The organism is Streptomyces sp. NPDC040405 (assembly GCF_055595765.1).
In genome coordinates, this window is the sequence record NZ_JBVIVI010000002.1 from 876991 (window position 1) to 890506 (window position 13516).

General features: G+C 75.2%; 11 protein-coding genes and 1 pseudogene. 7 read left to right on the forward strand and 5 right to left on the reverse strand.

Annotation, left to right across the window (positions count from 1 at the left end; translation table 11 throughout):
- Window positions 1–115: 115 nt before the first annotated feature.
- Window positions 116–2366, reverse strand: a pseudogene (locus ACZ59A_RS11335) (DEAD/DEAH box helicase).
- Window positions 2367–2586: 220 nt separating this feature from the next.
- On the opposite strand from ACZ59A_RS11335, the gene ACZ59A_RS11340 reads away from it, so the two are divergent.
- Window positions 2587–3321: a ferritin-like fold-containing protein gene (locus tag ACZ59A_RS11340; RefSeq protein ID WP_468051546.1), complete on the forward strand. Its 735-nt coding sequence runs from the start codon at window positions 2587–2589 to the stop codon at window positions 3319–3321.
- A gap of 62 nt (window positions 3322–3383) precedes the next feature.
- Here the strand turns inward: ACZ59A_RS11340 and ACZ59A_RS11345 are convergent, their stop codons facing one another.
- The 4 genes from ACZ59A_RS11345 to ACZ59A_RS11360 form a co-directional block, all read right to left on the reverse strand.
- On the reverse strand, window positions 3384–3653 hold the full coding sequence (locus tag ACZ59A_RS11345; protein WP_470956594.1) for a hypothetical protein: 270 nt from the start codon (window positions 3651–3653) through the stop codon (window positions 3384–3386).
- A gap of 248 nt (window positions 3654–3901) precedes the next feature.
- The gene (locus ACZ59A_RS11350; protein ID WP_468051551.1) at window positions 3902–4129 is read right to left on the reverse strand and encodes a DUF3107 domain-containing protein; all 228 of its coding nucleotides are present in this window, start codon (window positions 4127–4129) and stop codon (window positions 3902–3904) included.
- A gap of 114 nt (window positions 4130–4243) precedes the next feature.
- The gene (locus tag ACZ59A_RS11355) at window positions 4244–4885 is read right to left on the reverse strand and encodes a TetR/AcrR family transcriptional regulator (protein ID WP_468051553.1); all 642 of its coding nucleotides are present in this window, start codon (window positions 4883–4885) and stop codon (window positions 4244–4246) included.
- Window positions 4886–5020: 135 nt separating this feature from the next.
- Window positions 5021–5251 (reverse strand): hypothetical protein, encoded by a 231-nt coding sequence (locus tag ACZ59A_RS11360; protein WP_468051555.1) that lies wholly within the window; start codon window positions 5249–5251, stop codon window positions 5021–5023.
- 132 nt (window positions 5252–5383) lie between these two features.
- On the opposite strand from ACZ59A_RS11360, the gene ACZ59A_RS11365 reads away from it, so the two are divergent.
- The 6 genes from ACZ59A_RS11365 (at window position 5384) to ACZ59A_RS11390 (ending at window position 13457) form a co-directional block, all read left to right on the forward strand.
- Window positions 5384–6466, forward strand: a complete 1083-nt coding sequence (locus ACZ59A_RS11365) for an alpha/beta fold hydrolase (RefSeq protein ID WP_470956598.1) — start codon at window positions 5384–5386, stop codon at window positions 6464–6466.
- Window positions 6450–7895 carry a DUF3152 domain-containing protein gene (locus ACZ59A_RS11370; protein WP_470956601.1) on the forward strand — a complete coding sequence of 482 codons (1446 nt, stop codon included), beginning with the start codon at window positions 6450–6452 and terminating at the stop codon, window positions 7893–7895. Before ACZ59A_RS11365 ends, ACZ59A_RS11370 begins: the two co-directional genes overlap by 17 nt.
- Window positions 7896–8222: 327 nt before the next feature.
- Complete coding sequence (locus tag ACZ59A_RS11375) at window positions 8223–9929, forward strand: DUF3492 domain-containing protein (protein ID WP_470956603.1); 1707 nt, start codon at window positions 8223–8225, stop codon at window positions 9927–9929.
- Between the two features lie 560 nt (window positions 9930–10489).
- Window positions 10490–11665 carry a hypothetical protein gene (locus ACZ59A_RS11380; RefSeq protein ID WP_470956605.1) on the forward strand — a complete coding sequence of 392 codons (1176 nt, stop codon included), beginning with the start codon at window positions 10490–10492 and terminating at the stop codon, window positions 11663–11665.
- Entirely contained in the window at window positions 11662–12699 is a 1038-nt protein-coding gene (locus tag ACZ59A_RS11385; protein ID WP_470956607.1) for an NAD-dependent epimerase/dehydratase family protein, read from the forward strand. Before ACZ59A_RS11380 ends, ACZ59A_RS11385 begins: the two co-directional genes overlap by 4 nt.
- The gene (locus ACZ59A_RS11390; protein WP_470957889.1) at window positions 12696–13457 is read left to right on the forward strand and encodes a spherulation-specific family 4 protein; all 762 of its coding nucleotides are present in this window, start codon (window positions 12696–12698) and stop codon (window positions 13455–13457) included. The genes ACZ59A_RS11385 and ACZ59A_RS11390 overlap by 4 nt, the downstream gene beginning before the upstream one ends.
- Window positions 13458–13516: the final 59 nt, after the last annotated feature.

Sequence of the window (13516 nt, forward strand, 5' to 3'; positions counted from 1 at the left end):
CTATACAGGCCGCGGAGAACGGCGTGTGAACGCGGTGGTTCGCGCCAGGACGTACGCGCGCGGGGCCTGATCCGCATGGTTGCGGATCAGGCCCCGTCGAGTGCGCCGGGTGCCGTCAGGACTCGGGCGTGGTGTCCGCCGCCGCGCGGGTGCGGGTGCGGCGGCGCACGGGCTTCGCCTCGGCCTCGTCGGACTGCGCGGCCGGCTCCGCGGCCTTGGCCGCCGTACGGGTGCGACGGCGCGGCTTGGCGGGGGCCTCGGCCTCCGCGGCGGCCGTCTCCTTGGCAGCCGTCTCCGTGGTCGCCGTCTCCGCGGTGGCGGCCTTGGCGCGGGTGCGGCGGCGCGGGGTGGCCGTGGCGGCTTCCGCCACCTCGGTCCCGGCGTCGGCCGTCTCCGCCTTGGCGCGGGTGCGGCGGCGGGGCTTGGCCGGAGCCTCCTCGGCCGCCTCCGCGGCCTCGGGGGTGCCCTCGGCCGTGGCGACCGCGGTCTCGGCCGTGGCGGCCTTGGCGCGGGTGCGGCGGCGCGGCTTGGCCGGGGCCTCCTCGGCCGCCTCTGTCGCCTCGGGGGTGCCCTCGGCCGTGGCGACGGCCGTCTCGGCGGCGTCGGCCTTGGCGCGGGTACGGCGGCGGCGGGGCTTGGCGGCGGTCTCCTCCGCCGGGGCCTCAGCGGCCGGGGCCTCGGCCGCCGGAGCCTCCGCCGTGTCCACGGCGGTGACGGCCGCGGCGTCCGCCTCGACCGTCGCACCGGAGCGGGTACGGCGACGGCGGCGCGGGCGGCGCGGCTCGGTCGCGGACTCGCTGCCCTCGGTCTCGACCGGAGCCGAACCGTCCACCGTCTGGCCACCGCGGGTGCGGCGGCGGACCCGCGGGGTGCGGGTGCGGCGCGCGGGGCGCTCCTCCTCCGCGGCGGCGGGGGAGCGGCGGCCACGGCCGCCAGTCTCGCCGAGGTCTTCGACCTCCTCGGCGCCCAGCCCGGCCCGGGTGCGCTCGGCGCGCGGCAGGACACCGGTGGTGCCCTTCGGGATGCTGAGCAGCTCGTACAGGTGGGCGGAGGTCGAGTAGGTCTCCTCCGGGTCGTTGAACGGCAGGTCCAGCGCCTTGTTGATCAGCTGCCAGCGCGGGATGTCGTCCCAGTCGACGAGCGTGATGGCGATACCCGAGGCGCCCGCGCGGCCGGTGCGGCCGATGCGGTGCAGATAGGTCTTCTCGTCCTCGGGGGACTGGTAGTTGATCACATGGGTGACACCCTCGACGTCGATGCCGCGCGCGGCGACATCGGTGCAGACGAGAACGTCGACCTTGCCGTTGCGGAAGGCGCGCAGCGCCTGCTCGCGGGCGCCCTGGCCGAGGTCGCCGTGGACCGCGCCGGAGGCGAACCCGCGGCGGGAGAGCTGGTCGGCGATGTCGGCGGCGGTCCGCTTCGTACGGCAGAAGACCATCGCGAGGCCGCGGCCGTCGGCCTGCAGCACGCGCGACACGACCTCCGGCTTGTCCATCGAGTGGGCCCGGAAGACGTGCTGGGTGGTGTTGGCGACGGTCTGGCCCTCGTCGTCCGGCGCGGTGGCGCGGATGTGCGTGGGCTGCGACATGTAGCGGCGGGCGAGACCGATGACCGCGCCCGGCATGGTCGCCGAGAACAGCATGGTCTGGCGCTTGGCCGGAAGCATGTTGATGATCTTCTCGACGTCGGGCAGGAAGCCCAGGTCGAGCATTTCGTCGGCCTCGTCGAGGACGAGCGCCTTGACGGAGGAGAGCCGCAGCTTCTTCTGGCCCGCCAGGTCGAGCAGTCGGCCGGGGGTGCCGACGATCACGTCGACGCCCTTCTTCAGGGCCTCGACCTGCGGTTCGTACGCGCGGCCGCCGTAGATCGACAGCACCCGGACGGCGCGGACCTTACCGGCGGTGAGCAGGTCGTTGGTGACCTGCTGGCACAGCTCGCGGGTGGGGACGACCACGAGCGCCTGCGGGGCGTCGGTCAGCTGGTCGGGCTTGGCCCGGCCCGCCTCGATGTCGGCGGGGACGACGACGCGCTCCAGCAGCGGGAGGCCGAAGCCCAGCGTCTTGCCGGTGCCGGTCTTGGCCTGGCCGATGACGTCGGAGCCGGAAAGGGCTACCGGGAGCGTCATCTCCTGGATGGGGAACGGGGACGTGATGCCGACGGCTTCAAGGGCCTCGGCTGTCTCGGGGAGGATCCCGAGTTCTCGGAAGGTGGTCAGGATGCTTGCCTCTTCTGTGAGACGCGACGAGAGGCGGCGAAGGGGGTCGCACGGCGCCCGGGTACACCGGCCTTGGTGGCCGATTCGGCGCGGGACCACTGCCCTCGCTCGAGCGTTCACGTCGCGAGCGGGTCCCTCCTGCCGTGCACATGAAGATGCGCGCCGCGCGGAGGGCGGTCGGGTGTTAGGAGCCGATCGGGCCACCGACCGGGCATCCGCATTCGTGGAACGACCCGCCGATACTCGACGGGTGCAAATACCACTGTACCCCGGAAGTGCGCATCTGTGACCGGCCAACCCGAACCGGGGCGTGGGGGGACTTGGCTGACCAGGGCCTTCCTCGACACGTACGGCGGACTATTGTGCGCTCCATGGAGACGTCTGATACGCCTGAGACCGAGAAGACCCCGACCGGGATCGCCGCGCAGGACTGGGACACGGCCGCGGCCGACCCGCAGTACCGGGCCGCTGTGGTGGATCTGCTCGGGGCGCTCGCCTATGGCGAGCTGGCCGCCTTCGAGCGGCTCGCGGAAGACGCCAAGCTGGCGCCCACGCTGGAGGACAAGGCGGAGCTGGCGAAGATGGCGTCGGCCGAGTTCCACCACTTCGAGCGGCTCCGGGGCCGACTGGCGGCGGTCGGCGAGGAGCCGACGGCCGCGATGGAGCCGTTCGCCGCGGCGCTGGACGGGTTCCACCGCCAGACCGCGCCGTCCGACTGGCTGGAGGGCCTGGTCAAGGCGTACGTGGGCGACTCGATCGCCAGTGACTTCTACCGAGAGGTGGCGGCCCGGCTCGACTCGGACACCCGTGACCTGGTGCTCCAGGTGCTGGACGACACCGGCCACGCGAGCTTCGCGGTGGAGAAGGTGCGCGCCGCGATCGAGGCCGATCCGCGGGTCGGCGGTCGGCTGGCGCTGTGGGCCCGGCGGCTGATGGGCGAGGCGCTGTCGCAGGCGCAGCGAGTGGTCGCGGACCGTGACGCGCTGTCCACGATGCTGGTGGGCGGGCTGGCCGACGGCTTCGACCTGGCCGAGGTCGGCCGGATGTTCTCGCGGATCACCGAGGCCCACACCAAGCGGATGTCGGCGCTGGGCCTGGCCGCGTAGCGCTCGATACGCGCCGCGCGCAGGCCGTGGGGTTTCCCGCCTACGGCCCGCGCGCCGCGGCGTCAGGCCGGGACCGACTGGCGCCTACCGGCCCGGGGCCGGATGAGCAGCGACAGCAGGGCCGCGGCGAAGCCGAACGCGACCATGAGGACGACCGCGGAGTAGCCCGAGCCCAGCACCGTGTGGGCGATCATCGCGCCGAAGAACGCGGCACCGGGGCCGGTCGACAGGACGAGGGGCGTGGGGGGCAGCCGGCGGGGCAGTCGGCGGCTCGCCCCGTATGCGACGGCGAGACCGATCAGTACCGAGCCGAGCGCTTCCCAGAAGATCATGGCGCGTCCTTCCCGTGAGCGGACCGGGACCGAAGCGTGATCACGCGTCGGTCCTGCCGGTCCTACCCGGGCCCAAGCGGGGGCAATCCTGATCGAAGGGGCGGGCTGCGGCGTAGCGGCGCACAACGGCGGGGGGGGGGGGGGGGGGGGGGGGGGGGGGGGAAAGAAGGGGGGGGGGGGGGGGGGGAAAACCCCCCCCCCCCCCCCCCCCGCCGTCGCGTCAATCGCTCAGAGTGCGCCGAAACCGCTCAGAGCGCGCTGAAGCCGACCTTGCGGGCGCTCGGCTCACCGATCTCGACGTAGGCGAGACGGTCGGCCGGAACCAGGACCTTGCGGCCGTGTTCATCCGCCAGGCTCAGCACCTGCGCCTTGCCAGCGAGCGCGTCGGCAACCGCGCGCTCGACGTCCTCGGCAGACTGCCCGCTCTCCAAGGTGATCTCGCGGGGCGCGTGCTGCACGCCGATCTTGACCTCCACGGCCTTGTCCCTCCGACGGTCAGTTGGTGCGCGGCGTCCGCGCTGTACGCAGCACACATTAGCCCGGGAATCAGGCCCGCTGGGCGGCGCGGGACAAGCCCGCAGCGAACACGCTCAGTGTCCGCTCTCCGCCCCGTGCAGCGGGAAGCCCGCGATACCGCGCCAGGCGAGCGAGGTGAGCAACTGCACAGCGGTGTCCCGGGGGACGGTGCTGCCACTGGAGAGCCAGTAGCGGGCGACGACCTGCGAGACGCCGCCGAGGCCGACGGCCAGCAGCATGGACTCGTCCTTGGACAGCCCGGTGTCCTCGGCGATGACCTCGCTGATCGCCTCGGCGCACTGCAGCGAGACCCGGTCCACGCGCTCGCGCACGGCGGGCTCGTTGGTGAGGTCGGACTCGAAGACGAGCCGGAAGGCGCCGCCCTCCTCCTCGACGTACGCGAAGTACGCGTCCATGGTGGCGGCCACCCGCTGCTTGTTCTCGGTCGTCGAGGCGAGTGCGGTGCGCACCGCCTGCAGCAGGGCGTCGCAGTGCTGGTCGAGCAGGGCGAGATAGAGCTCCAGCTTGCCCGGGAAGTGCTGGTAGAGCACCGGCTTGCTGACTCCCGCGCGCTCGGCGATGTCGTCCATCGCAGCCGCGTGGTAGCCCTGTGCGACGAAGACCTCCTGGGCGGCCCCCAGGAGCTGATTACGTCGGGCTCGGCGCGGCAGGCGCGTACCCCGCGGGCGCGCCTCGGTCTGCTCGATGGCTGTCACGCCGCCTCCCATTGAATGTTCTGAGCGCGGTGTCCACCGCGCCCGCCATCGTACTTTTGGGTAACAGGGCCGCGCGCGGTCCGTGCGGAGAATTTCACGGACCGGACTCTATGAAAAGCCCACAAATGGCCCTGGTCATCGATACTCCTCCTCGTTCTCCTCGACGACCCGGGCCTGCTCCGCGCGGTCGGCCTCGTCGGCCTCCAGCGTTTCGTCGGCGGTCCGGCGGTCGTCGCGGTGGGGGACGAGCTCGTGGTGCTGTTCGGCGGCATCCGCCTCGGGGGCCTCCACGCCGTAGGGGGCGGAGCTGTCGTTGTTCTCGAGAGCGTTCGCGAAGGTGTCGGGGTCGCGCGGATCGACGGACATGTACTCCCCTTCCCAGGGGCAGACGATCGCCCCTGTGTAATAACGAGCCTAGGAGAGGTCACTTTCGGACGCTACGTGGTCTGTGAGGGTGAACACACGGTCAGCCATGTGATCGTCTCGTAACATTGCGGCATGTCTTCGACCGAGCCGCCGGAAGCCCGCATCGTTGCCGCGGTGCCCCCCGCGCGGCCCGTGCGGGTCGGGGCGGGTGAAAAGCTCCGTACCACCAGCCTGCCCGGTCTCACGCTGAACGTGCGTACCCGGCCCCCCGCGGTTTCGGGGCTGCCGCCCGCGGTGTTCCTCCACGGTCTCGGCGGCTGCTCGCAGAACTGGTCGCCGCTGATGGAGCAGCTCGCCGACCGGCTGGACATCGAGGCCCCCGACCTGCCCGGATTCGGCGACTCCCCGCCGCCCGACGACGGCGACTACTCCATAACCGGCCACGCCCGGGCCGTCATCCGCCATCTCGACGCGGGCGGCCGCGGTCCCGTGCATCTGGCTGGAAACTCCATGGGCGGCACGATCGCCATCCGCGTCGCGGCCGTGCGGCCGGACCTCGTGCGCAGCCTCACCCTCGTCTCGCCCGCGCTGCCCGAGCGGCGCCCGCAGCGCACCGCGGTGCCCACCGGGCTGCTCGCGATCCCCGGGGTGACCCGCCTCTTCAGCCGCGCGACCCGCGGCTGGGACGCGGAGCGGCGCACCCGGGAGCTGCTGGCGCTCACCTACGGCGACCCCAGGCAGGTCAGCCAGGAGGACTTCGCGCTGGCGGTCGAGGAGTACGAGCGGCGGCTCGCCCTCCCGTACTTCTGGGACGCGCTCTCCCGTTCCGCGCGCGGCCTCATCGACTCCTACGCCCTCGGCGGCCAGCACGCGCTGTGGCGGCAGGCCGAGCGGGTCCTCGCGCCCACGCTGCTCGTCTACGGAATGCGCGACCAGCTGGTGTCCTTCCGGATGGCCCGGCGGGCGAGCGCAACCTTCCGCGACTCGCGTCTGTTGACGCTGTTGGACGCCGGACATGTGGCGATGATGGAGTACCCCGGAGCAGTGGCGCGGAGCATGCGCGAACTGATCGAGGATGTCGAGGGACGACCCGTAGGCGGACCGGACGGGCCGGACGGACGGGAAGCACGAGAGACACACGACAGACGGGACAGCCGGAAGGTACGGGGCGTACCGGTGCCCGGAGCAGACGGGAGCGGTGCGGCGCGTGGGTAAGCACAGCGCACGGGGCGGCCAGGAGGACCCGGACTCCGGGTCCGCCGAGGCGGATTCCGGCCCCGGTGCGGGGCGTCGGCGGCGCTCCGCCGTGCCCGGCGCCCAGGACCCGGGCGGCACGCCGCCGCAGGGCACCCCGCGGACGGCCTACGGACCGGTCGCGTCCCCGGCGCGCTCCCGGGGCGGACACCCCGGGCCGCCCGGACACCCGGGGCACACCGGACACCCGGGGCATCCCGGGCGCCGGGAACAGACCGGCGGCTGGAGCGCCTTCGGCACCGCCACCATGAACGCGCCGCAGCGCCCCGGCGGGCCCGCTGCCGGGCCCATGGCCGGTGGTGCGCCGGGCGGTGGCGCGGGCGGGCTGATGCCCGGGCCGCGCAAGGAGTACCTGGAGTCGTTCGACACCCCCGAGGCCCTGGACGCCGAGGGCGAGGACGTCTTCGCCGCCGGTGCGCCCGGATCGGTGCCGCCGCCGCGCGGTGCCCGCCCCGGCGCGGGCGCCGATGACGGCCGTAGGACCGCCGGTGAGGGCCCCGGCGGCCCCGGCGGTCCCGGCACCGCGGCGGCCGACGGGACCGATGAGGCCGACGCCCCGGGCAAGGGCGTACGAGGGGCCGCCAAGGGCGGCAAGGGGCGCACGTTCACCGGTATCGCCGCGGCGGCCGTGACCACCGTGCTGGCCGTCGTGGTGGCCGGGCAGGTGGCGAACGGCCCGCAGAGCGACGACAAGGCGCAGTCCAAGGGCGGCCCCGAGCGCGGCGACGGGGGTGCCGGGGCGTCCCGTACGGACGGACGGGCCACCCCGTCCGCGACCCCCGAACTCGCCACGTACGGCCAGAAGATGGCCGCCCTGTTTCCGCTCGATCCGAAGCTCAAGGGCTCGGGCGCCTTCACGACCGTCCCCGGGCAGGACAAGGCGCCCGGCAAGGGCGAGGTCCTGCGCTACCGGGTGGACGTCGAGAAGGGGCTGCCGCTCGACGGCGCGCTGTTCGCCGAGGCGGTGCACAAGACGCTCAACGACGACCGCAGCTGGGGCCACGGCGGCACCCGCACCTTCGAACGGGTCTCGTCCGGGCGTCCCGACTTCGTGATCACCCTGGCGAGCCCCGGCACCACCGCGGTGTGGTGTCAGAAGTCCGGGCTGGACACGACCGAGGACAACGTCTCGTGCGACTCGGCCTCCACCGAACGCGTCATGATCAACGCCTATCGGTGGGCGCAGGGCGCCAGCACGTTCGGCGACGACAAGATGCACTCGTACCGCCAGATGCTCATCAACCACGAGGTCGGGCACCGGCTCGGGCACAACCACGAGACGTGCACCAAGCAGGGCGCGCTCGCCCCGGTGATGATGCAGCAGACCAAGTTCCTGGCGACGGACGGCGTGACGTGCCGCCCCAACGCCTGGCCGTTCCCCAAGGGCTGACGCGGCCCCTCTTTCAAGGGCTGACGCGGGCTTTCCGCAAGGGCTGACGCGGCCCTTCCCCACGGGCTCGCGCCCGTTATAGCGCCTCACAACGCCTGAATGCCAGGAAGGTCACGGGCGTTCACCCCTTCCGGTGGGGGGGGGGGGGGGGGGGGAAGAACGCCCCCCCCCCCCCCCCCCCCCCCCCCCCCCCCCCCCCCCCCCCCCCCCCCCCCCCCCCCCCCCCCCCCCCCCCCCACGGCCATGCGCGCATAACGTGCTCCCGCTGCCCGACGTGCCGAACCGCGGCATGACGGCTTGCCCACATGGGAGATCGGGGGTGCGCTCATGCGCGTGGGACTGCTTACGGAGGGTGGGTACCCGTATGCGACCGGTGAGGCGCGGGTGTGGTGCGACCGGCTGGTGCGCGGGCTGGACCAGCACGACTTCGAGGTCTACGCGCTGAGCCGCGACGCCCACCAGGAGGCCGCGGGCTGGGCGGAGCTGCCCGGGCAGGTGCGGCGGGTGCGCACCGCGCCGCTGTGGGGCGAGCCGACCGGGCGGCGGCGGTCCTACGGGCGGCGGCAGCGGCGGCGGTTCGCCGAGCACTACGGGGATCTGGCGGTGGCGGTCTGCGTGCCGGGCGGCCCGGACGGTGCCCAGGCGGACCGTTTCGCCAGCGGTCTCCACGGCCTCGCCGACCTCGCCCGCGACACGGGCGGGCTGTCCGCCGCGCTCCGCTCCGAGGACGCCGTCCGCTCCCTGGAGCGCGCCTGCCACACCCCCGGCGCACCGCGCGCCGCCCACCGGGCGCGGGTCGCCGATCTGCTGGCCGTGACCGAGGCCCTGGAGCGGGCGCTGCGGCCGCTGTCGCTCGACTGGTACGGCGGCGGGGGCCGCGACCCGGGGCTGTCCGGCGTGGACCTGTGCCACGCCACGTCCGGCGGCGCGGCCGCCCTCCCCGGGCTGCTGGCCAAGCGCCGGTTCGGTACGCCGCTGCTGGTCACCGAGTACGGCGTACGGCTGCGCGAGCACTATCTGCGCCGCCCGGCCGGGCGCTCCGGGCCGGTCCGCGCCCTGCTGGCCGCCTTCCAGGGGAGGCTGGCCGCCGAGGCGTACGCCCAGGCCGCGCTGATCACCCCCGGCAATACGCACGCCCGCCGCTGGCAGGAGCGGTGCGGTGCCTCCCCGGAGCGGCTGCGCACCGTCTACCCCGGTATGGACGCCGCCCGCTTCGCGGAGGTCGGCGAGGGCGGCGCGGCGGCGGGCGGCGGGGACGACCGGACGCTGGTGTGGGTGGGGCGGCTCGAACCCGCCAAGGACGTCGTCGCGCTGCTGCACGCCTTCGCCGAGGTGCGCCGGTGGCAGCCGGACGCGCGGCTGCGCGTCATCGAGACCCGGCCCGGCGACGACCCCGCCGACGAGTACGAGGCCCACTGCCGCGGCCTGGCCGCCCACCTCTTCCCCGACGAGGCCGCGAACGCCCATACGCCCGGGGACAACCCGGTCTCCTTCGAGTACGTCGGCGACCCTGAGGTGCCCACCCTGGCGGACGCCTACGCGGCGGGCGCGGTCGTCGTGCTGTCCAGTGTGGTCGAGGGCTTTCCGGTGGGGCTGGTCGAGGCGATGTTCTGCGGCCGGGCCACGGTCTCGACGGACGCGGGCGCCGTATGCGAGGCCATCGGCGGCACCGGCCTGGTGGTGCCGCCGCGCAACCCCCGGGCGCTGGCCGACGCGTGCCTCGCGCTGTTGCGCGACGCCGAGCGCCGGGCCCGCCTGGGCGCCGCCGCGCGCGCCCGCGCGCTGGAGCTCTTCACCGCCGAGCAGAACGTGGTCGCCTTCCGGGGCATCTATCTGGAGCTGATGTCGCACTGCCCGGTGCGCCGCGAGGAGGTCGGCGCGGGCGGTGCGCCGCTGCCGTTCGCCCGCCCGGCGGAAGCCCACATCCCGGGCCACTGGACCGCGGGCCGACGGGGCGCGCACACCCCCGGCTGGGCAGCGGCCGGACCAGCGCCGCGGCAGCGCCTGGCTGCCCTGTCCGAGGAGGGCGCATGACCGGCCCCACCCACCGGCCGGGTGCGTCCGGGCCCGTCGATCCGCCGGGCACGTCCGGGCCCGTCCACCGGCCGGGTGCGTCCGGGGCCGACGATCGGCCGGGCGTGTCCGGTCGTGATCACCGGCCAAGCGTGTCCGGTCCCGATCGTCGACCCGGCCCGTCCGGTCCCGACCACTGGCCGAGCGCGTCCGGTCCCGATCACCGGCCGAATGTGCCCGGTTCCGACCGGCGACCCGGCGCGTACAGTCCTGCCCACCGGCCGGGCCCGTCCGGGCCTGCCCACCGGCCGGGCCCGTCCGGGCCTGACCACCGGCCGGGTGCGTCCGGTCCCGCTCACCGGCCGGGTGCGTCCGGGGCCGTCGATCCGCCAACCACGTCCGGCCCTGTTCACAGGCCGGGCGCGTCCGAGCCCGCCCACCAGCCGGGTGGATCCGGGACCGACGACCGGCCAAGCGTGTCCGGGGCCGTCCACCGGCCGGGTGTGTCCGGGGCCCCCCGTGAGCAGCTCAGTGCCCCGGCGTCGGCCCATGAGCGGGGGGCGAAGGCGCGGCGCGGATCGGTGGATCCGGTGCGGGCGCTGATGCACCGCCACCGCGAGCTGTGCGCCCGGGCCGTCGATCCGCTGGAGATCGCCGCCGGTCTTGAGGCCCACGGGGTCACCGACCGCACCGCCGCCCGCTTCCGGCACCGCGACGTCTTCTCGCTCGCCGAGGAGCTGTACGCCCGGGTGCCGCGCGACGGCGACGGCGGGGACGACGCCCACCCTGAGGAGACCGGCCCGGCCCGGCCCTGGGCCGTGCGGGCGGCGCTCGGGCTGCTCCGGCTGCTGCCCGGTGCGCTGGCGGTGGCGACCGTCGTCGGGGCGTACCGGACCGGGGCCCTCGCCGTCGGCGCGGCCGGTGCCGCGCTGACGGGAGCCGCGCTGTGGCTGTGCCTGCGCCGCGGCCCGCTCGCCACCTGCGGACGGCGCGGCCGGAAGGGCCGGTTCGCGGGCGTGCCGGGAGCGCTGCGCACCGGCTGGCTGCTCGCCTACGCCGCCTGCGGCGACTGGCTGCTGGCCGGGCTCACCGGCCGTACGCACCCGTACGACCCGGTGGCGGCGTGCGAGGCCGCCGTCGTCCTCTGCCTCGCCGTTGCCCCCGCCGCGTGGTGCGCCCGCTGGTTCGCCGTACGGGCGCGCCGCAGGCTGGCCGCCAGCAGCGGTCTTGACGAGTTCGCGGCGGGAGTCCGCCCGCTGTGCGCGGCCACCGCCCTGGCCTTCCTGCTGACCCTGCCGCCGCTGGTGCTCACGGCCCGGCTCACGGTGCCCGGCGCCGCCGCGGACCCCGCCGCCGAGGCGGGCGTCGCCGCGCTGGCCGGGCTGCTGTTCCTCGCCCGGCTGCTCACCGTCCACGGCCACCGCGCCGCCGCGGCGCTCGGCACCGCCGTGGCCTGCGCGGCCGAGGCGGCCGTGCCGGGCGCCGCCGGGGCCGCCCGGCTGCCGGGCAGCGCGGCGCTCGGCGAGCCGGTGCGGCGGCTGGCCGCCGCCCACGGCACGGCCGCAGTCCCCGCCGTGGCCTGCGGGGCCGCCGCGCTCGCGCTGCTGGTGTACGCGTGCGCCGCCCTGTCCCGCGCCTCGGCCCACACCGCCCCCACCACGCCCCCCACGTCACCCCCTCCCATCCCTACGAGGAGCACCTCCATGAGCGACGAGACGACCGCCCCACACGCCATCCCCGGGGAGGCGCGACGATGAGAGTCCTGCTGCTCGGCTCCGGCGGCTACCTGGGCCGCTACGTCGCCGAACATCTGCTGGCCGACCCCGCCGTCCAGCTCACCGCGCTGGGCCGCGGCGACGACGCCGACGTGCGGTTCGACCTGTCCAACGGCAGCCCCGGCGCGCTCACCCGCTTCCTGAACGCGGTCCACCCCGGCGTGGTCATCAACTGCGCGGGCGCGACCCGTGGCGGCGCCCGCGAGCTGACCCGGCACAACACCGTGGCCGTCGCGACCGTCTGCGAGTCGCTGCGCCGCAGCGGCTGCGGCGCCCGGCTGGTGCAGATCGGCTGCTCCTCCGAGTACGGGCCCTCGCAGCCCGGTTCGTCCACCGCCGAGGACGCCGTGCCGCGCCCGGGGGGGCCGTACGGCGTGAGCAAGCTGGCCGCGACCGAGCTGGTGCTCGGGTCCGGTCTGGACGCGGTGGTGCTGCGGGTCTTCTCGCCGGTCGGGCCCGGCACCCCGGCCGGTTCCCCGCTCGGCAGGCTGGCCGAGGCGATGCGGCGCGCGATGCAGTCCGGGGACAGCGAGCTGAAGCTGAGCGGGCTCGGGGTGCAGCGGGACTTCGTGGACGTACGGGACGTGGCGCGGGCGGTGCACGCGGCCTCGCTGTCGGCCGCGCAGGGCGTCGTCAACATCGGCACCGGGCGGGCCGTCCGGCTGCGCGAGGCGGCCTCCGTGCTGGCCCGGGTGGCGGGGTTCGGCGGCACGCTGCACGAGGTCGACGTCCCGCCCGGGCGCAATCCGCTGCACCCGGCCGTCCACATCCCGTCCCCGGCGCACGCCCCCGGTCACGCTCCGGCGCCCAGCCCGCACGCCCCCGGCCATGGCCCCGGCCACGCTCCCGGACCGGCGGAGCACGGCGGCGGCGCCGCGTACCCCTACCCGGACGGCTGCGGCAGCTGGCAGCAGGCCGATGTGCGCACCGCGCGCGACCGGCTCGGCTGGCGCTCCCGGATCCCGCTGGAGGAGTCGCTGGCCGACATCTGGATGGAGGCGGCGTGTCGCATCTGATCTCCCCGGGGCCGCGGTTCAGCCCCGCGCCGCCGCCCGCCGCGGGGCTGGGCCTGGGGGTGCCGGGCTGGGCGCACCCCCTGGTCGCACCGGCCGAATGGGGTGAGCTGACCCGCCGCGGCACCCCGGTGCACTGGGCGGTACTGGACGTCGCGCGCGGCCCCGGCTCCTGCCCGGACGCGTACTGCGCCGCCGCCGTGGCCCGGCTGCGGACCGCGGGCGTACGGGTGCTGGGGCGGCTGGACGTGAGGTTCGGCACCCGCCCCTTCGGCGAGCTGGTCTCGGACGCCACCCGCTACCTGGACTGGTACCGGCCCGACGGCTTCTATCTGGACCGCTGCCCGTCGGAGCGCGCGGGCCTGGCGGAGGTCCACAGGGTCGTCACCACGCTGCGCGCGCTGCGCGGCGGGGCGTACACGGTGCTGGGCCAGGACACCCACCCGTACCAGGAGTACGCGGAGATCGCCGACCAGCTGGTGACGTTCCGCGGCCGGTGGGCCGACTACCGCTGGTCCCAGGTCGCGGAGTGGACGGCGGGCTATCCGCCCGAACGGTTCTGCCATCTGGTGCACGGGGTGCCCCGGCCGCATCTGGACGAGGCGCTGCGGATCGCCCGCTGGCAGGGGGCGGGCACGGTCTTCTTCACGGACCGCACGACCCGCCCGGGCCAGCGCGCGGGCTCCTCCTCCCTGTGGGAGACGCTGCCCGGACACTGGGACGAAATCGTCTCGCGCATCGGACCGTGTGTCATGGAATGAGATGGGGCGTGGCAGTGTTACGAGAAGACAACCTCCCCGCTCACGCGGGGGTGATCCGC

What these genes read in the sequence shown, in the direction of transcription:
- ACZ59A_RS11340 (WP_468051546.1), top strand. Translation starts at nt 2,587, where the DNA reads ATGGAGACGTCTGATACGCCTGAGACCGAGAAGACCCCGACCGGGATC.
- ACZ59A_RS11360 (WP_468051555.1), bottom strand. Translation starts at nt 5,251, where the DNA reads ATGTCCGTCGATCCGCGCGACCCCGACACCTTCGCGAACGCTCTCGAG.
- ACZ59A_RS11365 (WP_470956598.1), top strand. Translation starts at nt 5,384, where the DNA reads ATGTCTTCGACCGAGCCGCCGGAAGCCCGCATCGTTGCCGCGGTGCCC.
- ACZ59A_RS11375 (WP_470956603.1), top strand. Translation starts at nt 8,223, where the DNA reads ATGCGCGTGGGACTGCTTACGGAGGGTGGGTACCCGTATGCGACCGGT.
- ACZ59A_RS11385 (WP_470956607.1), top strand. Translation starts at nt 11,662, where the DNA reads ATGAGAGTCCTGCTGCTCGGCTCCGGCGGCTACCTGGGCCGCTACGTC.
- ACZ59A_RS11345 (WP_470956594.1), bottom strand. Translation starts at nt 3,653, where the DNA reads ATGATCTTCTGGGAAGCGCTCGGCTCGGTACTGATCGGTCTCGCCGTC.